Source organism: Paracoccus pacificus, from assembly GCF_042680785.1.
Classification (GTDB): domain Bacteria; phylum Pseudomonadota; class Alphaproteobacteria; order Rhodobacterales; family Rhodobacteraceae; genus Paracoccus; species Paracoccus pacificus.
Genome location: NZ_JBHUEN010000032.1, coordinates 43,706 through 64,745, shown reverse-complemented (window position 1 = coordinate 64,745; position 21,040 = coordinate 43,706). Strand labels below are relative to the sequence as shown.

22 protein-coding genes and 1 tRNA gene are annotated in these 21,040 nt (G+C 66.2%); 10 read left to right on the top strand and 13 right to left on the bottom strand.

What is annotated here, in order from left to right; translation table 11 throughout:
• Positions 1-268: 268 nt before the first annotated feature.
• Complete coding sequence (gene glnA, locus ACFSCT_RS11845; RefSeq protein WP_379143003.1) at positions 269-1,675, bottom strand: type I glutamate--ammonia ligase; 1,407 nt, start codon at positions 1,673-1,675, stop codon at positions 269-271.
• Positions 1,676-1,753: 78 nt separating this feature from the next.
• Positions 1,754-2,092, bottom strand: a complete 339-nt coding sequence (locus tag ACFSCT_RS11840) for a P-II family nitrogen regulator (RefSeq protein WP_379143002.1) — start codon at positions 2,090-2,092, stop codon at positions 1,754-1,756.
• 156 nt (positions 2,093-2,248) lie between these two features.
• On the opposite strand from ACFSCT_RS11840, the gene ACFSCT_RS11835 reads away from it, so the two are divergent.
• From ACFSCT_RS11835 to ACFSCT_RS11815, 5 genes are all read left to right on the top strand, one after another.
• The gene (locus tag ACFSCT_RS11835) at positions 2,249-3,850 is read left to right on the top strand and encodes an NAD(P)H-hydrate dehydratase (protein ID WP_379143001.1); all 1,602 of its coding nucleotides are present in this window, start codon (positions 2,249-2,251) and stop codon (positions 3,848-3,850) included.
• A gap of 46 nt (positions 3,851-3,896) precedes the next feature.
• Positions 3,897-3,981: transfer RNA gene (locus ACFSCT_RS11830), tRNA-Leu, on the top strand.
• A gap of 170 nt (positions 3,982-4,151) precedes the next feature.
• Positions 4,152-5,486, top strand: coding sequence for a trigger factor (gene tig, locus ACFSCT_RS11825; protein WP_379142999.1), 1,335 nt, complete (start codon positions 4,152-4,154; stop codon positions 5,484-5,486).
• Positions 5,487-5,677: 191 nt separating this feature from the next.
• Positions 5,678-6,061, top strand: a complete 384-nt coding sequence (locus tag ACFSCT_RS11820; RefSeq protein ID WP_379142998.1) for a DUF6152 family protein — start codon at positions 5,678-5,680, stop codon at positions 6,059-6,061.
• A 7-nt stretch (positions 6,062-6,068) separates the two neighbouring features.
• Positions 6,069-6,530 carry a DUF2214 domain-containing protein gene (locus ACFSCT_RS11815; protein ID WP_379142997.1) on the top strand — a complete coding sequence of 154 codons (462 nt, stop codon included), beginning with the start codon at positions 6,069-6,071 and terminating at the stop codon, positions 6,528-6,530.
• Positions 6,531-6,541: 11 nt separating this feature from the next.
• On the opposite strand, the gene ACFSCT_RS11810 is transcribed toward ACFSCT_RS11815, so the two are convergent.
• From ACFSCT_RS11810 to ACFSCT_RS11800, 3 genes are all read right to left on the bottom strand, one after another.
• Positions 6,542-6,874 carry an SMR family transporter gene (locus tag ACFSCT_RS11810; protein ID WP_379142995.1) on the bottom strand — a complete coding sequence of 111 codons (333 nt, stop codon included), beginning with the start codon at positions 6,872-6,874 and terminating at the stop codon, positions 6,542-6,544.
• Between the two features lie 59 nt (positions 6,875-6,933).
• Positions 6,934-7,902, bottom strand: coding sequence for a YihY/virulence factor BrkB family protein (locus tag ACFSCT_RS11805; RefSeq protein WP_379142993.1), 969 nt, complete (start codon positions 7,900-7,902; stop codon positions 6,934-6,936).
• A 205-nt stretch (positions 7,903-8,107) separates the two neighbouring features.
• A complete protein-coding gene (locus tag ACFSCT_RS11800) occupies positions 8,108-8,863 on the bottom strand; it encodes a hypothetical protein (RefSeq protein WP_379142991.1) in 756 nt (251 codons plus the stop codon).
• Between the two features lie 227 nt (positions 8,864-9,090).
• Here ACFSCT_RS11800 and ACFSCT_RS11795 point away from each other — a divergent pair, with 227 nt between their 5' ends.
• On the top strand, positions 9,091-9,624 hold the full coding sequence (locus tag ACFSCT_RS11795; protein ID WP_379142989.1) for an AAA family ATPase: 534 nt from the start codon (positions 9,091-9,093) through the stop codon (positions 9,622-9,624).
• A 173-nt stretch (positions 9,625-9,797) separates the two neighbouring features.
• Here the strand turns inward: ACFSCT_RS11795 and rplI are convergent, their stop codons facing one another.
• Genes rplI through rpsF form a run of 3 tightly spaced genes read right to left on the bottom strand, consistent with a single transcriptional unit; the run spans position 9,798 to position 11,088 of the window.
• Positions 9,798-10,397: a 50S ribosomal protein L9 gene (gene rplI, locus ACFSCT_RS11790; protein WP_379142987.1), complete on the bottom strand. Its 600-nt coding sequence runs from the start codon at positions 10,395-10,397 to the stop codon at positions 9,798-9,800.
• Between the two features lie 11 nt (positions 10,398-10,408).
• Positions 10,409-10,636 (bottom strand): 30S ribosomal protein S18, encoded by a 228-nt coding sequence (gene rpsR / locus ACFSCT_RS11785; RefSeq protein WP_379142985.1) that lies wholly within the window; start codon positions 10,634-10,636, stop codon positions 10,409-10,411.
• 20 nt (positions 10,637-10,656) lie between these two features.
• The gene (rpsF, locus tag ACFSCT_RS11780; RefSeq protein WP_379142983.1) at positions 10,657-11,088 is read right to left on the bottom strand and encodes a 30S ribosomal protein S6; all 432 of its coding nucleotides are present in this window, start codon (positions 11,086-11,088) and stop codon (positions 10,657-10,659) included.
• 345 nt (positions 11,089-11,433) lie between these two features.
• Between rpsF and speB the strand changes: the two genes are divergently transcribed.
• On the top strand, positions 11,434-12,393 hold the full coding sequence (speB, locus tag ACFSCT_RS11775) for an agmatinase (protein ID WP_379142982.1): 960 nt from the start codon (positions 11,434-11,436) through the stop codon (positions 12,391-12,393).
• Here speB and ACFSCT_RS11770 read toward each other — a convergent pair whose 3' ends face one another.
• Positions 12,394-13,686 (bottom strand): TCR/Tet family MFS transporter, encoded by a 1,293-nt coding sequence (locus ACFSCT_RS11770; protein ID WP_379142980.1) that lies wholly within the window; start codon positions 13,684-13,686, stop codon positions 12,394-12,396. It lies immediately after the preceding gene.
• 116 nt (positions 13,687-13,802) lie between these two features.
• Here ACFSCT_RS11770 and prfA point away from each other — a divergent pair, with 116 nt between their 5' ends.
• The 3 genes from prfA (at position 13,803) to ACFSCT_RS11755 (ending at position 17,013) form a co-directional block, all read left to right on the top strand.
• On the top strand, positions 13,803-14,861 hold the full coding sequence (prfA, locus tag ACFSCT_RS11765; protein ID WP_379142978.1) for a peptide chain release factor 1: 1,059 nt from the start codon (positions 13,803-13,805) through the stop codon (positions 14,859-14,861).
• Positions 14,862-14,997: 136 nt separating this feature from the next.
• The gene (prmC, locus tag ACFSCT_RS11760) at positions 14,998-15,786 is read left to right on the top strand and encodes a peptide chain release factor N(5)-glutamine methyltransferase (RefSeq protein ID WP_379142976.1); all 789 of its coding nucleotides are present in this window, start codon (positions 14,998-15,000) and stop codon (positions 15,784-15,786) included.
• A gap of 240 nt (positions 15,787-16,026) precedes the next feature.
• Complete coding sequence (locus ACFSCT_RS11755; RefSeq protein ID WP_379142974.1) at positions 16,027-17,013, top strand: DUF4167 domain-containing protein; 987 nt, start codon at positions 16,027-16,029, stop codon at positions 17,011-17,013.
• Between the two features lie 273 nt (positions 17,014-17,286).
• On the opposite strand, the gene ACFSCT_RS11750 is transcribed toward ACFSCT_RS11755, so the two are convergent.
• From ACFSCT_RS11750 to ACFSCT_RS11735, 4 genes are read right to left on the bottom strand one after another with little or no spacing between them, the layout of a single operon-like run.
• Positions 17,287-17,697 carry a hypothetical protein gene (locus ACFSCT_RS11750; protein ID WP_379142973.1) on the bottom strand — a complete coding sequence of 137 codons (411 nt, stop codon included), beginning with the start codon at positions 17,695-17,697 and terminating at the stop codon, positions 17,287-17,289.
• Positions 17,698-17,707: 10 nt separating this feature from the next.
• Positions 17,708-18,577: a 16S rRNA (adenine(1518)-N(6)/adenine(1519)-N(6))-dimethyltransferase RsmA gene (gene rsmA, locus ACFSCT_RS11745; protein ID WP_379142971.1), complete on the bottom strand. Its 870-nt coding sequence runs from the start codon at positions 18,575-18,577 to the stop codon at positions 17,708-17,710.
• On the bottom strand, positions 18,574-19,557 hold the full coding sequence (pdxA, locus tag ACFSCT_RS11740; protein ID WP_379142970.1) for a 4-hydroxythreonine-4-phosphate dehydrogenase PdxA: 984 nt from the start codon (positions 19,555-19,557) through the stop codon (positions 18,574-18,576). Before pdxA ends, rsmA begins: the two co-directional genes overlap by 4 nt.
• A 29-nt stretch (positions 19,558-19,586) precedes the next feature.
• Positions 19,587-21,026 carry a peptidylprolyl isomerase gene (locus ACFSCT_RS11735; protein WP_379142968.1) on the bottom strand — a complete coding sequence of 480 codons (1,440 nt, stop codon included), beginning with the start codon at positions 21,024-21,026 and terminating at the stop codon, positions 19,587-19,589.
• Between the last annotated feature and the right edge of the window lie 14 nt (positions 21,027-21,040).

Below are 21,040 nucleotides of genomic sequence, written 5' to 3'. Positions count from 1 at the left end.
GCCGCGCGCAAGGGTGGCCGACTTTTGCGCCGCCCAGTGGCTGGGTTTTACGCCGCCGTTGACACCCCAAGTTCCCATAGCGAACCCTTTTTATCATCTTGTGGCTGGAAAACAGTCATACTGAAAAGGCGAATGGCAGCAAAATCCGCAAAGCAGACCACCGCGACTTGCGGACTCGGCATATCAAAAGGGCACCCCCCGTCGCCGAATGCAAACAGGCGCCCTTGCGGGGACGCCTGCCTGTTGCCCGTGATGGGGCGAAAGCCCGTCAGCAGCTGTAATACATCTGATATTCGATCGGATGAGGCGTATGCTCATAGGCGTAGACTTCTTCCCATTTCAGCTTGATGTAGCCCTCAAGCTGGTCGCGGGTGAACACGTCGCCCGCAAGCAGGAAGTCCATGTCCTTCTCAAGCTCTTCCAGCGCCTCGCGCAGGGATCCGCAGACGGTCGGGATCTCGGCCAGTTCCTCGGGCGGCAGATCGTACAGGTCCTTGTCCGACGCCGGGCCAGGGTCGATCTTGTTCTTGATCCCGTCGATGCCGGCCATCAGCAGCGCGGCGAAGGCCAGATAGGGGTTGGCCGAGGGGTCGGGGAAACGCGCCTCGACGCGCTTGGCTTTCGGGCTTTCGGTCCACGGAATCCGCACGCAGCCCGAGCGGTTGCGGGCCGAATAGGCGCGCAGCACCGGCGCCTCGAAGCCGGGGATCAGCCGCTTATAGCTGTTGGTCGCCGGGTTGGTCAGCGCGTTCAGCGCCTTGGCGTGCTTCAGGATACCGCCGATGAAATACAGCGCCTCTTGCGACAGATCGGCGTATTTATCGCCCGCGAACAAGGGCTTGCCGCCCTTCCAGATCGACATGTTGACATGCATCCCCGAGCCGTTGTCGCCCTTCATCGGCTTCGGCATGAAGGTCACCGTCTTGCCATAGGCGGCGGCGACGTTGTGGATGACGTATTTGTATTTCTGGATGTTGTCGGCCTGTTCGACCAGCCCGCCGAAGATCATCCCCAGCTCGTGCTGGCAGGTCGCGACCTCGTGGTGATGCTTGTCGACCTTGATGCCCATGCGCTTCATCGTCGACAGCATCTCGCCGCGGATGTCCTGACCGGCGTCGATCGGGTTCACCGGGAAATAGCCGCCCTTGTGCATGGCGCGGTGGCCAAGGTTGCCCATTTCATATTCGGTGTCGGTGTTCCACGCCGCATCGACCGCGTCGATCTGATAGCCGACCTTCTGCGGCGTCACCGAATAGCGCACGTCGTCAAAGATGAAGAACTCGGCTTCCGGGCCGAAATAGGCCGTATCGCCGATCCCCGAGGATTTCAGATAGGCCTCGGCCTTGACGGCGGTGCCGCGCGGGTCGCGGGAATAGGGCTCGCCAGTGTCGGGTTCGGCCACGTTGCAATGCACGCAAAGCGTCTTTTCGGCATAGAACGGGTCGATATAGACCGATGCCGGATCGGCGATCAGCTTCATGTCCGACTGGTCGATGGATTTCCAACCCGCGATCGACGAGCCGTCGAACATGAAGCCTTCCTCGAAGAAATCCTCGTCCACCAGATCGGCGACCAAGGTCACGTGCTGCAGCTTGCCGCGCGGATCGGTGAAGCGAACATCGACATATTCGACGCCTTCATCCTTCATCAGATCCAGAACCTCTTTGACCTTCATATCTTCCTTCCTTCAGGTAATCCGGCGCGGGCTGTGCCCGGCCGGCGATGATCTTGTGTTTTGAGTATTTCCGTTGGTTCAGACCGCCTCGTCGCCGGTCTCGCCGGTGCGGATGCGGATAGCCTGTTCCACCGGCAGAATGAAAATCTTGCCGTCGCCGATCTTTTCGGTGCGGGCGGCGTTGATGATCGCCTCGACGGCGGAATCGACCTGATCGTCGGCCAGCACCAGTTCGATCTTAACCTTGGGCAGGAAATCGACGACATATTCGGCGCCGCGGTAAAGCTCGGTATGTCCCTTCTGACGGCCGAAACCCTTGACCTCGGTCACGCTGAGACCCTGAACGCCAACCTCTTGCAGGGCCTCTTTCACGTCATCCAGTTTGAACGGCTTGATGATCGCCTCGATCTTTTTCATCGGCCTTGATCCTTCCCTCGCGGCTTGCCTGCGCTCTGATTGGCTGGTTTGATCGGGGGCGTCCATGCGCCAATCCCGATTGCGGCGGCCACAGGCGCAAGGTCGGGGGCGGTTGCACGTTATTTAGGCATTATGGCGCATAATTAGGCAGAGACAATGCTAGGCGGAACCGAAATCCTGACCACAGCCCAAATGCGCGCCATCGAATCCGCCGCGATCGACAGCGGCAAGGTGACGGGGCTGGAACTGATGGAGCGGGCAGGGGCGGCGGTGGTGGACGCGATTCTGGCGAAATGGCCCGAGTATGCGGAACGCCCTGAGAAATTTCCGTGGCGCGCGACGGTGCTGTGCGGGCCGGGAAACAACGGCGGCGATGGTTTTGTCATTGCGCGGCTGTTGGCCGGGCTTGGCTGGGAAACGACGGTCGAGTTTTACGGAGATGCTGATCGCCTGCCCGCTGATGCGCGCCTCAACTATGATCGCTGGTGTAAGATTGGTAAGGTTTATCCGCTTGATCTGGACGTTCAGCAACGTTTCAAGGCGGATGTGCTTGTCGATGCGCTGTTCGGGATCGGGCTGTCGCGGCCAGTCGACGCATTTTGTGATTATTTCGACGATATCTATGCCGCCGTGAACAATGTTTTCGGCGGCAAAAGCGCGACGACCATAGATCGGCTGGTAGCTGTGGATGTGCCCAGCTTTCTGTGCGCTGACAGTGGCCGCGTACTCAGCCGCGAGGTAATGCCGTGGCTCGAATATGATATGACCGTTACCTTTCATCGGCCAAAAATCGGGCATGTGATCGGTGATGGGCCCGAGCTATGTGGCGCGTTGGTCGTAGCGGATATTGGCTTGTTTCAGAGCCGTTCGGATCATGTGGGCGATTTTACGAGGGCGGTTTCGGTACGCGCCAGTGATTTCGCGAAGCATGCCTTTTCGCACAAATTCGACCACGGCCACGCCCTGATCATCGCCGGAGGCATTGGCCATGGTGGTGCTGCGCGTCTGTCGGCGCGCGCGGCGCTGCGGGTTGGGGCTGGGCTGGTGACGCTTTGCCCGCCGAAATCGGCGCTGATCGAACATTCGGGGCCGCCCGATGCGCTGATGCGGCGCGCCGTGGATGATGCGGCGACCTTGGCCGAGATGCTGACGGACAAGCGCATCTCGGCGCTGTGTATCGGTCCGGGCTGTGGCGTGGATCGGGCGGGGGCATTGCTGCCCGCCGTTCTGGAATCCGGCCGTCATTGCGTTCTTGATGCCGACGCGCTGACCGCTTTGGCGGGGAAGCCCGATTTGTTGCCGGGCTTGCATAAGAACTGCGTCCTCACGCCCCACGCGGGAGAGTTCGCGCGGTTGTTCCCCGATCTGGCCGAACGTTTGGCCGAACTGCCCGAACGCGGCCCCGCCTATTCCAAGCTGGACGCCGCGCGACAGGCCTCGGCGCGTTGTGGGGCCGTGGTGCTGCTGAAAGGCCCCGATACTGTCATCGCCGGGCCGGATGGCCGGGCCGAGATTCACTCGGCCTATGACGTTCCGTGGCTGGCCACGGCGGGGTCAGGCGATGTGCTGGCGGGGCTGATCACCGGGCTGCTGGCGCGTAATCCGCCGGAATATGCCGTTTCATACAGCACAGCCTTTCAATTCGCGGCGAATGCCACGGCACTCCACGCCGCCGCTGCCCGCCGCTTCGGCCCCGGCCTGATCGCCGACGACCTGCCCGATCAGATCCCGGGCGTTTTTCGTGATCTGGCGGTGTAATTCCCTCTCGCAACCGCCCATATGGTTTGCTAGAAGCGCCGCCGTTGCGGGTGTGGCGAAATTGGCAGACGCACCAGATTTAGGTTCTGGCGCCGCAAGGCGTGGGGGTTCAAGTCCCTCCACCCGCACCACTTCGACGCCGATCCATGGGCTGCCGCCCGGACGGGTCGGGCCAAAGCCGGGCAGGGCACGCGCGCCGGGATTTTGCCTATCGACTTGCGCCCCGCGCCCCCCCTGACTAGATAGGCTCAGATTTTCAGGCTGCCGGGATTCGGTGGCCCCGAACCGTGTGAGGACAAGAATGCAGGTCAAGGAAACCCTGAACGACGGGCTGAAGCGCGGCTACCAGTTCACCCTGCCCGCCGCCGATCTTGCAGCCAAGGTCGATGAAAAGCTGCTGGAAGCTCAGCCCGAAGTCGAGATGAAGGGCTTCCGCAAGGGCAAGGTGCCGATGGCGCTGCTGAAGAAACAGTTCGGCCCCCGCGTTCTGGGCGACGCGATGCAGGAAGCCATCGACGGCGCGCTGCGCGATCACATGGAGAAATCCGGCGACCGCCCGGCGGTTCAGCCGAAGGTCGAAATGGAAGGCGGCGAGACCTGGAAAGAGGGCGACGATGTCGTCGTCAACGTCAGCTATGAAAACCTGCCCGCCATTCCCGAAGCCGACCTGTCCGGCCTGAAGCTGGAGCGTCTGGTGGTCAAGACCGACGACAAGGCCGTCGACGAGGCGCTGGAGAATCTGGCGAAGAACGCGGTTTCCTATGACGACAAGAAAAAAGGCGCCAAGGCGGCGAAGGACGATCAGGTCGTGATCGACTTCAAAGGCTCGGTCGATGGCGAGCCCTTCGAGGGCGGCGCGGCCGAGGATTACCCGCTGGTGCTGGGTTCGGGCAGCTTCATCCCCGGCTTCGAGGATCAGCTTATCGGCGCCAAGGCCGGTGATGAGGTCGAGGTGAAGGTGACCTTCCCGGACGAATACGGTGCCGCGCATCTGGCCGGCAAGGACGCGGTTTTCTCGACCACCGTCAAGGCGGTGAAATCCCCCAAACCGGCCGAGATCGACGACGAACTGGCCAAGCGTTTCGGCGCCGAGGATCTGGCCGGCCTGAAATCCCAGATCGCCGAGCGTCTGAGCGCCGAATATCAGGGCGCGGCCCGCGCGGTGCTGAAGCGTGGTCTTCTGGATCAGCTTGACGGCCTGTATTCCTTTGACCTGCCGGAATCGCTGGTCGAGGCCGAGGCCGCCCAGATCGCGCATCAATTGTGGCACGAGGAAAACGCCGACCACCACGGCCATGACCACGCCCATATCGAGCCGACCGACGAGCATCGCAAGCTGGCCGAGCGCCGGGTGCGTCTGGGTCTGGTTCTGGCCGATCTTGGCCAGAAGGCCGAGGTCAATGTCTCGGATCAGGAAATGACCCAGGCGGTCCTGCAACAGGCGCGAAACTATCCGGGGCAAGAGCGTGCGTTCTTTGAATACGTGCAGCAGAACCCGCAGATTCAGCAGCAGCTGCGCGCCCCGATCTTCGAGGACAAGGTGATCGACCACATCGTTTCGGGCGCCAAAGTCACCGACAAGACCGTCTCGCACGAAGATCTGCAAAAGGCGGTCGAGGCGCTGGACGAGGCCTGATTGCGATGTGATCGCCGCCAGTGGCGCGGGCCTTATCCGGCCTTCTGCGGCGATCACGCCCGACGATTCGGAAAGGCCGCCCCGACGGGGGCGGCCTTTTCCGTCCGCTCAACCGATGGTGATCGGCGGCGGCCGGCGCGGGTGCTAGGCTGGTGCGAAGATTACGCCGTCATTCATCAAGGGGATTGATCATGCCCGTCATTCCGCGCCGTCCTGTCCTTGCCCTCGGCGTTGCCATGATCCTCGCGGCCGGCCCGGCGCTGGCGCATCATGGCTGGTCCTGGGCGGTCGAGGAGCAGACCGAACTGACCGGCACCGTCCGCGAGGTGTCGATGAACCCGCCCCATCCCAGTCTGATGGTCGAGGATGCCGAGGGCACGGTCTGGCAGGTCGACCTGTCCAATCCCGGCGCCACGGCGCGGTCGGGCTGGACGGCGGAATCGGCCGCGCCCGGTGACGCGGTCTGGCTGATCGGCAACCGCTCGAAAGACCCGGAACAGCGGCTGATGAAGGCGGTGCAGATCAGGGTCCGCGACGTGACCTATGACATCTACCCGGACCGGGTGCGGCGCTGAGCGGGCGATGATCGAGCTTCTGGCCGGCTGGCCCGGCGCCGAACTGGTGCGCGCGAATCCCGTCGCCTACCTGCTTTTGAACGCCAGTCATATCCTCGGGATCGGGCTTCTGCTGGGGGCGATCCTGCCGCTTGACCTGCGGCTGGCCGGGCTTCTGTCGGGGCCGCTGGGGGTGCTGGGACCGTGGCTGTCGCGCAGCGCCGGGCTGGGGCTTGGGCTGGCGATCCTGACCGGGCTGTGGCTGTTCAGCGTCGATCCGCCCGAATACCTGAAGAACCCCGCCTTCCGCATCAAGCTGCTGCTGATCGGGGCGGCGCTGGCCAATCTGGCGGCGCTGCATTTCAGCCCCGGCTGGAAGGCGGCGCGGGCGGGGCGGCGGATCGCGCCTGCGGTTCGGTTGATGGCCGCGCTGTCGGCGCTGCTGTGGCTGTCGGTGCTGGTCGCGGGCCGCTGGATCGGCTTTCTGTAACGCGGGCCGCCCTAATGCGTGACCGAGTTCGAGAACAGGTTCACCACCAGCACCCCGCCCACGATCATCGCCAGCCCGATGATCGCCGGCAGATCCAGACGCTGCTGAAAGAACACCAGCCCGGCAAGCGACACCAGCACGATGCCGAGGCCCGACCAGATCGCATAGGCGATGCCAAGCGGCACGGTGCGCAGCGTCAGCGACAAAAGCCAGAACGCCACCGCATAGCTAAGCGCCATGATCAGCGTCGGCCACAGCCGCGTAAACTGTTCGCTTCGTTGCAGAAAGCTGGTTCCGATGACTTCGGCGAGAATGGCTGTCAGCAGATAGACATAGGTCGTCATGGCACGTCGGATCCCTCGGGCCGGTTACGGCCAACCCATATGCCAATCCGGCGCCGGCGTCACGGGGCGGAATCGTCGCGCCCGACCTTGTTAAGCGGCCGGCCGCTGTCGCCGCCGCCAAGCTGCTTTTCGATCGCGCTGTTCAGTTCGGCCCCGACCATGACCACGATGGCCGCGATCCACAGCCACATCATCAGCGCGATGACCGCACCCAGCGCGCCATAGGTCTTGTTGTAACCGGCGAAATTCGCCGCGTACCACGAAAACAGCATGGATGCCGCGACCAGACCGATCGCCGCCACGATTGCACCCGGCAGGACCGGATGAAACGGGCGGTCGTCAGGACTTGGCCCCCAGCGGTAAAGCGCCGCCAGCACCGCCACCAGAACCGCCAGCGCCAGCGGCCAGCGCCCGGCCCAGATCAGCCAGGCGCCCAACTCTCCCAGCCGCAGAAAACCCAGGATCACCGGGATCACCGCGATCAGGAAAATCAGCCCGATGACCAGAATGATGCCGCCCAGCGTAAAGGCCAGCGCCTGAAGGTTCAGCCACAGAAAGTTCCGGCCCTCGGTCCGGTAGCCCGCGACATTCAGCGCCCCGATGATCGCCTTAATCCCACCGGTCGCGGAATAAAGCGCCAGCAGGATGCCAAGCACCGTCGCGAATGACAGTGCCGAGCTGGGCGCGCTGGTGATGCTTACGATCTGGTCGCTGATGATCCGGATCGCGTCCTGCGGCAGCAGGCGGCTCAGCTTCTCCAGGTCCTGTTCGATCCCCGCGGGGCTGGCGAAAAGCCCATAGATGGATACCAGCGCCGTGATCGCCGGGAAAAGCGCCAGAAGCGCGAAAAAGGTGACGCCGCCCGCAACGGCGGTGACCCGATCCTCGCCGATCCCGGCCCAGACCCGTTTCAGGATCTGCACCCAATCGCCGCGCCCCAGCGACGACAGGGGCGGCGGCGCGGTCGCTGCCGGATTGCGCGGGGTGACACGCAGATCCTTGGGCAGCGGCCCGAACAGCGCGTCCATGACGCCGGGTGATCCCGCGCCAGAGGTTGGACCGGAGGTGGGGCCGGGATGAGGCCCGGACCGGGTAGCGGACAGGCGGGCGGGTGATCCGTCGTTATCAACCATATCGCTTTCGGTCATGAGGTTTTCGGCCATGACATCGGGCGAAAGCCGCCGGGGCGCCGTGCTGGCGTGGCGCCCGGGCGGCGCATCGGGCGCAGCGGCGCTAAAGCCGGTGCCGGCGCAGGGCGTCGGGATCTTTTTGCGCGGACCCGGCCGAGGCGCGGGGGTCGTCGGCATTCTCGCCCGATCTTGATCCGTCGCGGCGAAAGACACCCCGCAGATTGTCGGCGGTATCCGCAAAGCTGCTGATCAGGCCGCCGGCCTCGCGGGCGACATATTGCAGCCCGGCGATGGCGCCGCTGATGGTCGAGGCCAGACGCCCGAAGCCGTCGCTGACATTCTCCATCATGCCGGCCTGACGGGGTTGCGGACGGCGGCGGGCGGGGCGGCGCGGCCTTTGCGGGCGCGGCGGCCCCTCGGCGCCGGTCATCTCGTCCACCTGATGCTGAAACTCGGCGAAGCCCCGGCTTCCCTCCATCGCGGTGACACGGGCGCGGGGGCGCATCGGCTGACCCGGGCGGCGGCGCGCGGTCCGGCGCATCGGCCGGGCATCGTCCTTGTCGTCATCGTCGCCGGCGATCAGATGGGCCACGCCGCGCGCCGCCATCACGCTGGCCGCCGTCAACCCCGCGACCCCGACCGCCAGACCGCCCCAGACGATGATTTTTGAGCTGAGCGACGGCGAGGGATAGGCCGCGCGGCCGTCAAGCGACACATCGCCGTGCGGGATGATCCGCTGGGCGTTATAGGGCGAGACCTCGGGATCCAGATCGCGGGCTTTGGGCTGGCGCCCCGTGGTCTGTTGCTCAGAGTTTTGGGGCTTATGGGCATCGTCAAGATATTCGTCGCGGTCGCTCATCCGGCATTCCTTTCGCGGCAAGGCGTTTAGCCTTAAACACCGGACGGCGAAGGAATGTTCCGACGCGGGCGGATAACAATTGACGCCCGACCGGGCCACAAGCCGCGCCGGGCCGCTTGCGATCCCGCCCGGCAGCGGATAGCGTTTACGGGCGCCAGCCAACGCCCGCAAATCCGCCGGGCGGGCGGGGCGCCGATTTCCCAGTCAGATCACCGCAAGGATGTCACATGAGTGACCGTTTGTTCGTCGTCACCGGCGCCCCCGGTGCGGGTAAAACCAGCCTGATCAATGCGTTGTCGCGGCAGGGCCTGTCCGCCATGCCCGAGGCCGGGCGGGCGATCATTCAGGATCAGGTCAGGATCGGCGGCCACGCCCTGCCATGGGCGGATCGGGCGCTGTTCGCGGAATTGATGCTGGCATGGGACATGCGGTCGCACCGCGCGGCCGGGGCGCTGGCGGGGCCGGTCCTGATGGATCGCGGCATTCCCGATATTGTCGGTTATCTGACGCTGTGCGGCCTGTCGGTTCCGGCGCATGTCCGGGCGGCGGCGGAAGGCTGCGCCTATAACCGCCGCGTCTTTCTTGCCCCCCACTGGGATGCCATTTTCGCGACCGATGCCGAGCGTAAGCAGAACCGGGCCGAGGCCGTGGCGACCGAAAAGGTCATGCGCGACACCTATGCGCGGCTTGGCTATCAGATCGTCGAACTGCCCCGGGCGCCGATCGCGGCGCGGGCCGATTTTGTCCTGCGGCACCTTTAGCCGCGCGGCGGCCGCGCCCCGCGCCATGCGGCTCGCCAGCCCCCGACGAAAATCGACCGATAAAACCGCCCCGCGCCACCCCGGAGCCAATGAAACCGGAGCCAATGAAAAAGGCCGCGCTGACACCAGCGCGGCCTTTCGTTTCTGCGTGACCGGGAAAACCCCGGCGGCGCTTATTCCCGATCGTCCTGAATCGGGGCGCCGTCTTCGTCGCGGCCGGCGGCGCCGATGTCGTCGAACAGGCCGGCAATCTCGAATTCGGCTTCGGCATCGGCCTCGGCGGCGAGTTCCTGAATCGACTTGCCCGACGCCTGAAGCTCGGCCTCTTCGGCCGAACGGGCGACGTTCAGCGTGATTTCGGCCTCAACCTCGGGGTGCAGGTGGACGCGCAGCATGTGCAGGCCCAGTTCCTTGATCGGCGCGTTCAGAATGATCTGGCGCTTGTCGACGGTGAAACCGTCGGCGGTCGCGGCTTCGGCCGCATCGCGCGGCGTGACCGAACCGTAAAGCGCACCGCTGTCCGAGGCCGAGCGGATGACCACGAAAACCTGGCCGTCCAGCTTGTCGGCCAGCTTTTGCGCTTCGCCGCGGCTTTCAAGGTTGCGGGCCTCGAGCTGCGCTTTTTGCGCCTCGAACGCCTTGATGTTGGCATCGTTGGCGCGCAGCGCCTTGCCCTGGGGCAGCAGGAAGTTGCGGGCGAAGCCCTCTTTGACCTTCACCACTTCGCCCATCTGGCCCAGCTTGGCCACACGTTCCAGAAGAATGACTTGCATTGGTCAGATCCTCACTTCACCGCATAGGGCAAGAGTGCCAGGAAGCGGGCACGCTTGATCGCCTGAGCCAGCTTGCGCTGGTTCTTGGCCGAAACGGCGGTGATCCGCGACGGCACGATCTTGCCGCGTTCGCTGATATAGCGCTGCAGCAGGCGGGTATCCTTATAGTCGATCGCCGGGGCATTGTCGCCACCGAACGGATCGACCTTGCGACGGCGGAAGAACGGTTTGTTTGCCATGATGGATGTCCTTTCCTGTCTCAGCGGTCGTCGCGACGTTCGCGGCGTTCGCCACGATCACCACGGTCGCCGCGATCGCCCCGGTCACCACGATCCGAACGTTCGCCGCGGTCGCCACGCTCACGCTCGTCGCGTTTCTGCATCTGGACCGACGGGCCTTCCTTGTGCTCGTCGACCTTGATCGACAGAACCCGCATCACGTCGTCATGCAGACGGGCCAGACGCTCCATCTCCTGCACGGCGGCCGAGGGCGCGTCCGAACGCACCAGCGCATAATGGCCCTTGCGGTTCTTGTTGATCTTGTAGGCGAGCGTGCGCACGCCCCAGTATTCGCTGTCCTTGATCGAACCGCCGTTTTCCTTCAGCACGTTGGAAAACTGTTCGACCAGCCCTTCGGCCTGCGCATTCGACAGGTCCTGACGGGCGATCAGCACATGCTCGTAAAGCGGCATGGGCATTCCTTTCGTCTCGGGCGCGCTTCATAGGCGGGTAAAACCTTCCGCGCCCCGCCACGAGAGGCCGCGCCAGTTTCGCATGATTGCGGAAGGATGCGGCCTTATAACGGCAATTGCCGCGATTGCAAGGCGAATCGCGGCCGGAACATGCGCCCGCGTCGCTTGGAACTCGCCTGTGGCGGCGGCGTCCCCTTGCGATCGCGTTCATTCCGGCAAAAGGCGGCGGGTGCCATCGCCGGTTTTGCGCGCCGGGCTTCCGATGCGCCGTTTCGCGAAGTTGCGGTTGTCGGCGTGGCGCGGCGGGGGCATTCTGCACCCGATCAGGGGAATATGAGGCATGGCATGGCGCTTGAGGATGCAAGCAAACAGGTGGATCAGGCATTTACCCGCAGCGATCTGCGCGGGCTGAGCTATGAGAACGCCTTTGGCGGGGCGACCAGCTTTCTGCGGCGGCGCTATGCCAAGGATCTGGCCGGGGTCGATCTGGCGATCACCGGCATTCCCTTCGATCAGGCCGTGACCCATCGGCCCGGCACCCGCTTCGGGCCCCGGGCGATCCGCGAGGCCTCGGCGCTGCAACCCTTTGACGCGCCCTATGGCTGGGGCTTCAACCCGCTGGAGCAATTGGCCATCGTCGATTACGGCGACATGGCCTTTGACTATGCCAATGTCGCCGGCGTCCCGGAACGCATCCGCCAGCATATCGCCGGGATCATCGCCGGCGGGACCGGCGTGGTGACACTGGGCGGCGATCATTTCATCACCCTGCCGATCCTGCGCGCGGTGACCGAAAAACATGGCCCCGTGGCGCTGATCCAGTTCGACGCCCACAGCGACACATGGGCCGATGACGATGACAGCCGCATCGACCACGGGACTTTTCTTTACAAGGCGATACGGCAAGGTGTTGTCAAGGCGGATCAGGTCGTCTCGGTCGGGATCCGGACCGACAACCCGGACACGCTGGGGGTGACGATACTGGACGCGCCGTCGGTGCACCGCGACGGGGTCGATGCGACGGTCGCGCGGATCCGCGCGGTCGTCGGGGACCGGCCCTGCTATGTCACCTTCGACATCGACTGTCTGGACCCGGCTTTCGCGCCCGGCACCGGCACCCCGGTCTGGGGCGGGCTGGCAAGCTGGCAGGCGGCGGCGATCCTGCGCGGGCTGGCCGGGATCAACCTGATCGGCGGCGATGTGGTCGAGGTCTCGCCCCCCTATGACACCACCGGCGCCACGGCGATCGCCGGCGCCCATGTCGCCATGGAACTGATCTGCCTTTACGGCTGGACCCGGCGCTAGCTAGCGCACCCGGCGCGCGAAGATCACGATCGCGATCAGCATGAACAGCGCCGCCAGAACGAATGGCGCGCCGGGAAACTCGGCCACGGCCTCGGGTCCCGAGAAGCGGAAGAACGCCTGCGTGAACAGCAAGGGGCCGATGATCGTGGTCAGGCTGGACAGGCTGGTCATGGCGCCCTGCAACTCGCCCTGCGCCGAGGGCGGGACGCGGGCCGAGGCAAGGCTGCGCAGCGGCGGATCGGCGATCGATTCCAGCGCCGAGGCCATGATGATGGCATAGATCAACCACCCCTCCCACGCGAGGCCAAGCGCGAACAGCCCGGCGGCCGAACTGAGCATGCCCAGCAGCGCCGCGCGCCATTCGCCCAGCACCGGGATGATGCGCGGCAGGATCAGCAGCATGACCAGCGCCGCACAGATGCCGTAGACCCCCAGCGAAAGGCCGATCTGCGCCTCGCTCCACCGATAGCGATAGGCGGTGACGAAGGACCAGACCGAGGGATAGACCGCATGCGCCAGCCAGTACATCGACAGGACCGCCATGATCCAGCCGATGCCGGCATAGTGGCGCATCTGGCGCAATGCGCCCAAGGGATTGGCGCGCCGCCATTCGAACCGGCGGCGGTTATGGGGCGCAAGCGTTTCCGGCAGCAGGAACCACGAGGCGATGAAATTCGCCAGCGACAACAGGCCCGCACCCAGAAACGGAACGCGGGGGCCGAACTCGCCCAGCAAACCGCCGATGACCGGGCCGACGGTGAAGCCGACGCCGAACGCCACCCCGATCAGGCCGAAATTGCGGGCGCGGTTGGTGTCGTCGCTGATGTCGGCGATATAGGCCGAACAGGTCGCATAGCTGCCGCCCGAAATCCCCGCCAGCGCGCGGCCCGCGTACAGCATCCAAAGCGTCGTCGCGGCGGCGCAGATCAGGTTGTCGATGGCGAAGGTCAGGATCGAGATCAGCAGGATCGGACGGCGGCCGAAGCGGTCGCTGAGATTGCCGATGACCGGTGCGAACAGGAATTGCATCGCCGCGTAGATCAGCAGCAGCCAGCCGCCATCCACGGCGGCCGCGCTGATGTCGTCGCCGGTCAGATCGCGCAGCAGCGCCGGCAGCACCGGCATGATGATGGCGATTCCGATGACGTCCAGAAACAGGATGACGAAGACCAGCACCAATCCGCGCCGGACGAGTCTGGGGTCGGCCAGTCTTGGGTCAGCCAGCCTTGGGTCAGCCTGACTCGGGTTGGACTGGCCCGGGACCCCCGGGGCGGATGTGGTCGATTCGCGCATATCCGCTGGCTAGCGGAACCGGCGGGCGGCGAAAAGGCCGGGCGAAATCGCGCCTGGCGCCGGGGGCGGACGCCTGCCTATTGACCGCCCGCCCCAGCCGGGGCACATCCCTAGCCATGTTGCCAGAAGAACGCCTGATCCAGATCGTCCAGCGTTTCGAATATCTCGAAGCGCGGCTGAACGCCGGCGCCGCGAACCCCGACGAAATCGCCGCCGTCAGCCGCGAATATGCCGAGCTGAAGCCCGTCGTCGCGCAGATCGCCGAATGGCGCGCCGCCCGCAGCGGCATGGCCGAGGCGCAGGCGATGCTGGCCGATCCGGAAATGCGCGATTTGGCCGAAGAGGAACTCAACCGGCTCAAACTCGCCATGCCGGATCTGGAGCAGGCCCTGCGGCTGGCGCTTTTGCCCCGCGATGCGGCCGACGCCCGCCCCGCCATCCTCGAGATCCGCCCGGGTACGGGGGGCGAGGAGGCGGCGCTTTTCGCCGGCGATCTGCTGGCCATGTACCGCCGCTATGCCGAGGCGCAGGGCTGGCGGTTCCAGATGCTGGAGCTGTCCGAGACCGAGCTTGGCGGCGTCAAGGAGGCCGTCGCCCGGATCGAGGGCGAGGGGGTGTTCGCGCGGCTGAAATACGAATCCGGCGTCCACCGCGTTCAGCGCGTGCCGGAAACCGAATCGGGCGGCCGCATCCACACCAGCGCCGCCACCGTCGCCGTCCTGCCCGAGGCCGAGGATGTCGACATCGACATTCCCGCCAGCGACATCCGCATCGACACCATGCGTTCGTCGGGGGCGGGGGGGCAGCATGTGAACACCACCGACTCGGCGGTGCGGATCACCCACCTTCCGACCGGGATCGTGGTCACCTCGTCCGAGAAATCGCAGCATCAGAACCGCGCCAACGCCATGGCCGTGCTGCGGGCGCGGCTTTACGATCTGGAACGCGGCCGCGCCGATGCCGCGCGCGCCGCCGACCGCCGGTCGCAGGTCGGCAGCGGCGATCGCAGTGAACGGATACGGACCTATAACTTCCCGCAGGGGCGGATGACCGATCATCGCATCAACCTGACGCTTTATGCGCTGGACCGGGTGATGGCGGGCGATCTGACCGAGATCATCGACGCGCTGACCGCCCATGATCAGGCCGCGCGGCTGGCCGAGGCTGAGGGTTGAGCGGCCCGGCATGGGCATTTCGCCATGGGCGTGGCCGCATGGCGGCGCGCGCATGGGCACGGTTGGATGAGGGCGGGCGCATGAAGGTGGCGGCATGAGGGCGGTGACATGAAGGTGGCGGCATGAAGGTGGCGGCATGAGCGGCGGTTTTCGTCCCGACCCGCAGGCGCTGCGGCTGGCCGCGGCAAGCTTGCGCGCGGCGGCCGTCGCCGATCCGCTGGGCGACGCCCGCCGCCTGGCGGAACATGCGGCCGATGATGCCGCGTGGCAGGCGGCGCTGACCGCCCGCGCGGCGCGCCAGCCGGTCAGCCAGATCATCGGCGGCCGCGATTTCTGGAAGCACCGGTTCCGCGTCACCCGCGACACGCTGGATCCGCGCCCCGAGACCGAAACCCTGGTGCAGGCGGCGCTGGATTTGCCTTGGCAGACCGTGCTGGACCTTGGCACCGGCACCGGCGCGATCCTGATCTCGCTTCTTGCCGAGCGGCCGGATGCGCGGGGGCTCGGCATTGACATTTCCCCGGCCGCCGCCGCGGTGGCGCGGGAAAACGCCGCCCGGATCGGGGTCGAGGCACGGGTCATTGTCGGCGACTGGTTCGCGGGCGTGGCGGAACGGTTCGATCTGATCGTCTCGAACCCGCCCTATATCGCGGCCGGGGAAATGGCCGGGCTGGCGCCCGAGGTGCGCGACTGGGAACCGGCGGCGGCGCTGACTGACGGCGGCGACGGGCTGGGCGCCTATCGCGCCATCGTGGCGGGGGCGGCGGCGCATCTGACCCCGGGCGGCCATCTTGCGGTCGAAACAGGTCCGACGCAGGCGGCCGCGGTGACGGCGTTCTTCGGCGATGCCGGCTTCGGCGCGCTGCGGGTCATCGCCGATCTGGATGGGCGGGATCGCGTTGTTTTGGGCCGGTTTGGCGGCTGAATCGGGCATAAAACGCCGTTTTGGCGGTTTTCACGCATATTTTGGCTTGTCAGATTTCAAAACCATGGTTATCTCAACCCTCGTGACGGGTGCCTCGAAAAAGTCGCCTGCGCGGTTCAGCCGAAAGATCGCGGTTATCAGTGACGGGGCGACAGCCCGCCGGTACCGGGATATAGCGCATATCATGCGCAAGGCCGGACCAAGCCAACATCCCAACACGGGACGAATGCAGACATTCTAATGAGATCATCCAAATCCCGTTCGCGCTCTAAGCAGAACCGCCAACGTTCGCTGGGCAATGTGGTCAATCGCGTCTTCGATTCCTCGGGTCCCGAGGGCAAGGTGCGCGGCACTCCGCAGCAGATCATCGAAAAATACCTTACGCTGGCGCGTGACGCCCAGCTTTCGAACGACCGCGTGGCCGAGCAGAACTTTCTGCAACATGCCGAACACTACACCCGCATGCTGGGCGAGGCGCAGCGCGAGCAGGCCCGTGAGCAGGCCGAGCGCCAGAACCGCAACGACTGGCGAACCGGCGAAGGCGACGACCAGCAGCCGGGCGGTGGCGACGACCGTGGCCAGCAGAACCAGCATCCGCAATATCGCGACATGCGCGACGGCCAGAACGGCAACAACAACGCGCCTCGGCAGGAACGCGACAATCGCGGCAATCAGCGCGCGCGCGGCGAGGATTCGCGCGCCGACGGCAATCGCGGCGAATATGCGCGCCATGACGGGAACCGTTCGGAGAATGCACGGTCGGATAATGCACGCCCCGATAATGCACGCCCGGACAGTTCGCGTGGCGACTATCCGCGCGGTGACAGCGCACGGGTTGACAGCGCGCGGGGCGACCAGCAGCCCCGGCAGGACTGGCGCGGACAGGCGGCCGAGGAAGGGGCGTCGCAGCCCGGTCTGGGATTGCCGGCCTTCGCACAACCCACCTTTGCGCAACCCGCCTCGGCTCAGCCGACGCCGGCCGCCGCCGATCCGCTGCCTTTGGCGGTGAACGATGACGCCGGCGAGACCGGGCCGATCGCGACGCCGGAAACCGCCGCGCCGTCCGACGCCGCACCGGCGCCCCGCCGCCGTGGCCGTCCGCCGAAGCCGAAAACCGAGGCGGCCGGCGAAGCATCGGCTGAAAAACCGCCCAGAAGATCGTCCAGAAAATCATCCGATGCCGCAGCGGCCGAGACCGCCAAACCGGACACGGCGCCGGGCGGCTGAACCACGCCATCGCAGTCAATCGAAAGGGCGCCCCCGGGACCGGGGGCGCCCTTTTTCATTTCCGCCACCGGAAACGGGCGGCGAACGGGGGCAACTTCACCGATCCCCGCGTCTGCCCTTTGACCGGCGGGCGTTGTCTTTCGGGGGTGGATAAACCGAAACCGCCGGATCGCACCCGACCCGGCGGTTATCGACCCAGTTGCCGATCGGGTCGGATGATCACGGCGTTTCACCGTGGTTCACCACTTTTCGCCCCGTGGGGCCGGTCGGCGCTTAACGCATGTTCAGGCGCTTGGTCGCGCCCGACGGATCGCGATAGCTGAAGCTGTTGCCCTCGAACCTGGGCTGAGTGCCCTTGCCTTGCCAAGCGCGCTTCAGCCCCTCGGGCCCGGTCAGATACAGCGCCACGTCGCAACCGCCCTGCTGGCAGAAATATCCCGGGTAGCCCTGGCATTCAAAGCGGGCGCTGTCGGTCAGGTAATCGGTGCGGCCATCGCCGTTGATGTCGCCCGTGGTCACGAACCCCGGATGCGGCAGCGGGTTGCCGCCGGCATAGCGGCACTGGTCGATCTGGCCCTTGATCGCCTTGAGCAGGTCGGCCGGCAGTTCCTGGCCGGCGCTTTGGGCAAGGACCGGCTGGGCCAGAAGCATGGACAGCGCGGCAATGGCTAACGTGGATTTCATCATAACTCTCCTAAACAAACTTGGATCCAGAACCCGCCTCGCTCGCGTCCAGTTCCCGGGCCAGCGCGCAGAACCGCTCCAGCTCGATTTCCTCGGCCCGGGCGGTGGGGGGAATGCCCGCGCGCAGTAGCAGATCCTCGATATCGGGGCCAAGACCCTTCAACGCGGAACGCAGCATCTTGCGGCGCTGGTTGAAGCCCGCCGCGACGACCCGGGACAGGGTTTCGGCGCGGGCCGGAAAGCGCGGTTCCGGCAATGCGGTCAGGTGAACGACCGACGAATGGACCTTGGGCGGCGGCACGAAAGCATCGGGCGGCAGGGTCAGCACGATCCGCGCATCCGTGCGCCACTGCGCCAGTATCGCCAGCCGGCCATAGGCGCCGGTGCCGGGGCGGGCGACGATACGCTCGGCCACCTCTTTCTGGAACATGAGCGTCAGGCTGTCCCAGAACGGCGGCCATTCGGGCGGCGTCAGCCAGCGGATCAAAAGCTCGGTGCCGACATTATAGGGCAGGTTCGCGGCCACCCGGATCGGCGGGGTCAGATGCGCCAGCGGGTCGATTTCCAGCGCATCGCCGTTCAGCACCGTCAGCCGGCCCGGATAGGCCGCCGCGATCTCGGCCAGCGCCGGCAGGGCGCGGGCGTCCTTTTCGATGGCGAGCACATGCCGCGCGCCTTCGGCCAGCAGGCCCCGGGTCAGGCCGCCGGGACCGGGGCCGATCTCCAGCACGTCATGATCGGCAAGACTGCCCGCCGCCCGCGCGATCCGCGCGGTCAGGTTCAGGTCCAGCAGGAAATTCTGCCCAAGCTGCTTTTTCGCCCGCAGGTCATGCCGCGCGATCACCTCGCGCAGCGGTGGCAGGCCGTCGATCGCGCTCATCCCGCGCGGGCCTTGACCATCCCGGCGGCCATGCGCAGCGCGGCGATGGTGCTGTCCGGATCGGCCACCCCGCGCCCGGCGATGTCGAAGGCGGTGCCGTGATCGGGCGAGGTGCGGATAAACGGCAGGCCCAGCGTCACATTGACCCCGCCCGCGAAATCCAGCGTCTTGATCGGGATCAGCGCCTGATCGTGATAGGCGCAGACCGCCGCGTCATAGCGCGCGCGGGCCGGGGCATGGAACATAGTGTCGGCGGGCAGGGGGCCAAAACAGCCCAGTCCCGCCGCGGCCAGCCGCGCGACCAGCGGCGCGATCCAGCGCTGTTCGTCAAAGCCCATCACGCCGTTCTCGCCGGCATGGGGGTTCAGCCCGGCGATGGCGATGCGCGGGGTGGCGATGCCGAAATCGCGGATCAGCGCGGCATGGGTCAGGCGGATGGCGGATTCCAGCACCTCGGGGGTGAAACTGCCCGGCACCTCGTCCAGCGCGATATGGATGGTTGCGGGAACCGAGCGCAGCGGCGGCGTCACCGTGGTCGAGGCCAGCATCATCGCCACCTCGCCGACCCCGGCCAGATGGGCGAGATATTCGGTATGGCCGGGAAAGGCGAAATTCGCGCCCTGTTTCAGGATTTCCTTGCTGATCGGCGCGGTGGTGATCGCCGCGATCCGTCCCGCCTGCGCAAGGTCGACCGCGCGCCGGATCACCGCGACCACGCCGGGGGCATTGGCCGGATCGGGACGGCCGGCCACGGCGGGCGCGGGGAAATCGTGCCGCAGGACGGCCAGCCGGTCGGCCGGAACCCCGGCGGCGGCCTCGGGGGCGTCGATCTGGATCCACGGCGTGCCCGGGGGCAGGTGGCGCGGATCGCCCAGCCAGACGACCGGAACCGCCGCCCCGACCGATCTGCGCGCCGTCAGCGCCAGTTCCGGCCCGACCCCGGCGGGATCGCCGCAGGTCAGAAGGATCGGCTGGGTCATGCGGCGGTCGCTCCTTCCGGCAAGGCGGCTCAGGGGCGCCGGATGATGGCATTGGCGCGCAATTCGGCCAGATACCCGTCGGCGAGCCGGCCGATCTTGCGGTTCAAAAGCGCATCCCGCACGGCGCGGCGCTGGGGCAGGGGATCCTCTTCGACGACGGCCTCGGCCGGCTGTCCCTCGGCGGTTTGGCCCTCGGCGGTTTGGCCTTCGCCGCCCGCTGCCGCCTGCGCAGGTGCGTTGGGATCCGCCGGAGGCGTGGCCGAGGGCGACGGGATCGCGGCGGACCCGGGCACCGGCGGCTCGGCCGGGAATTCATCCGCGACCAGCGCCGGCACGCGGCTGCACAGCATCACCAGTTCCAGATTGCCGCCCCGGTTCATCGGCGCGCTGACCTCGTTGTCGTCAAGCCCGGCCAAGGTCGCGGCGATGTCGGCCGGAATGGCCGATTGCGGCGCGCGGTCACGCACCACCTGATTTCCGGGCAAGCCGTTCAGCATCGGATAGGCGCCGTTGCACGATGTCGCCTCGTTGAAAACCCGCGACGCGACGGTCTGGGCGTCGGCCGAGCCGGCGGGGCCGACCGTGATGCGCAGATAATCCAGCACCTCGGAATTCGCGCCGGGGCGGCGGCCTTCCTGCACGTCGCGCAGGAAGAACAGGATGATCGCATTGGGGACCGGCAGGGGCTGGGTGACCTGTCCCGGCCGAAGCGCGGTGATGATCGGGCGCAGCGACGGGGGCAGCCGGCCAATGTCCATCCACGGCAGTTGCCCGCCGCTTGCCGCCGACCGCGAGGCCGAGAACTGGCGCGCCGCCTGCGAGAACTGAACCGAGCTGTTCAGGCGCGATGCCAGACCGATGGCGCGGTCCATCATCTGCTGTTCCTGTCCGGGCGGCACCGGCAACACGATTTCCGACAAAAGCACCCGCTCGGTCTTTGGGGCCGCGACGATCTTTTTCATCTCGCGTGCCACTTCCTCGTCGCTGACGTCCACGGCGCCGACGAAACGGGCCCGCACGACCTCGCGCCAAAGCACGCCGGAACGGACGAAATCGCGATAGGATTCGCGCGCCACCCCGGCGCGCTCAAGTTCCTGAACGAATTGGTCTGAACTGAGATTGGCGCGGCCGGCGAATTCCTCGAGCCCGGCCTGAAGCTGTTCGTCGGTGACGGTGACGCCGGCCTGCTTGGCGGCCTCGGCCTTCAGCCGGTCGTCGATCAGCGCCTTTTCGGCCGATTCTGCGCTGGCGTCGGGGGCGCGCAAAAGCTGCATGAAGCGCAGGCGCTGATCCAACTCGAACCGGGTGACGGCAGAGTTGTTCACGTATACCACGGGCTGGAACTGGTTCGACTGGGCCAGCGCGGGGGCCGGAAACACCCCGACCGCCAGACCGCCGAAGGTCAGCGCAGCGCCGCCCGCCAAAACCCCGGCACAGGCCAGTGCCGTCGTGAAAACCAATTGCCGCATCGTCCTGCCCGTCC

What these genes read in the sequence shown, in the direction of transcription:
- glnA (WP_379143003.1), bottom strand. Translation starts at nt 1,675, where the DNA reads ATGAAGGTCAAAGAGGTTCTGGATCTGATGAAGGATGAAGGCGTCGAA.
- ACFSCT_RS11840 (WP_379143002.1), bottom strand. Translation starts at nt 2,092, where the DNA reads ATGAAAAAGATCGAGGCGATCATCAAGCCGTTCAAACTGGATGACGTG.
- ACFSCT_RS11835 (WP_379143001.1), top strand. Translation starts at nt 2,249, where the DNA reads ATGCTAGGCGGAACCGAAATCCTGACCACAGCCCAAATGCGCGCCATC.
- tig (WP_379142999.1), top strand. Translation starts at nt 4,152, where the DNA reads ATGCAGGTCAAGGAAACCCTGAACGACGGGCTGAAGCGCGGCTACCAG.
- ACFSCT_RS11820 (WP_379142998.1), top strand. Translation starts at nt 5,678, where the DNA reads ATGCCCGTCATTCCGCGCCGTCCTGTCCTTGCCCTCGGCGTTGCCATG.
- ACFSCT_RS11815 (WP_379142997.1), top strand. Translation starts at nt 6,069, where the DNA reads ATGATCGAGCTTCTGGCCGGCTGGCCCGGCGCCGAACTGGTGCGCGCG.
- ACFSCT_RS11810 (WP_379142995.1), bottom strand. Translation starts at nt 6,874, where the DNA reads ATGACGACCTATGTCTATCTGCTGACAGCCATTCTCGCCGAAGTCATC.
- ACFSCT_RS11805 (WP_379142993.1), bottom strand. Translation starts at nt 7,902, where the DNA reads ATGGACGCGCTGTTCGGGCCGCTGCCCAAGGATCTGCGTGTCACCCCG.
- ACFSCT_RS11800 (WP_379142991.1), bottom strand. Translation starts at nt 8,863, where the DNA reads ATGAGCGACCGCGACGAATATCTTGACGATGCCCATAAGCCCCAAAAC.
- ACFSCT_RS11795 (WP_379142989.1), top strand. Translation starts at nt 9,091, where the DNA reads ATGAGTGACCGTTTGTTCGTCGTCACCGGCGCCCCCGGTGCGGGTAAA.
- rplI (WP_379142987.1), bottom strand. Translation starts at nt 10,397, where the DNA reads ATGCAAGTCATTCTTCTGGAACGTGTGGCCAAGCTGGGCCAGATGGGC.
- rpsR (WP_379142985.1), bottom strand. Translation starts at nt 10,636, where the DNA reads ATGGCAAACAAACCGTTCTTCCGCCGTCGCAAGGTCGATCCGTTCGGT.
- rpsF (WP_379142983.1), bottom strand. Translation starts at nt 11,088, where the DNA reads ATGCCGCTTTACGAGCATGTGCTGATCGCCCGTCAGGACCTGTCGAAT.
- speB (WP_379142982.1), top strand. Translation starts at nt 11,434, where the DNA reads ATGGCGCTTGAGGATGCAAGCAAACAGGTGGATCAGGCATTTACCCGC.
- ACFSCT_RS11770 (WP_379142980.1), bottom strand. Translation starts at nt 13,686, where the DNA reads ATGCGCGAATCGACCACATCCGCCCCGGGGGTCCCGGGCCAGTCCAAC.
- prfA (WP_379142978.1), top strand. Translation starts at nt 13,803, where the DNA reads ATGTTGCCAGAAGAACGCCTGATCCAGATCGTCCAGCGTTTCGAATAT.
- prmC (WP_379142976.1), top strand. Translation starts at nt 14,998, where the DNA reads ATGAGCGGCGGTTTTCGTCCCGACCCGCAGGCGCTGCGGCTGGCCGCG.
- ACFSCT_RS11755 (WP_379142974.1), top strand. Translation starts at nt 16,027, where the DNA reads ATGAGATCATCCAAATCCCGTTCGCGCTCTAAGCAGAACCGCCAACGT.
- ACFSCT_RS11750 (WP_379142973.1), bottom strand. Translation starts at nt 17,697, where the DNA reads ATGAAATCCACGTTAGCCATTGCCGCGCTGTCCATGCTTCTGGCCCAG.
- rsmA (WP_379142971.1), bottom strand. Translation starts at nt 18,577, where the DNA reads ATGAGCGCGATCGACGGCCTGCCACCGCTGCGCGAGGTGATCGCGCGG.
- pdxA (WP_379142970.1), bottom strand. Translation starts at nt 19,557, where the DNA reads ATGACCCAGCCGATCCTTCTGACCTGCGGCGATCCCGCCGGGGTCGGG.
- ACFSCT_RS11735 (WP_379142968.1), bottom strand. Translation starts at nt 21,026, where the DNA reads ATGCGGCAATTGGTTTTCACGACGGCACTGGCCTGTGCCGGGGTTTTG.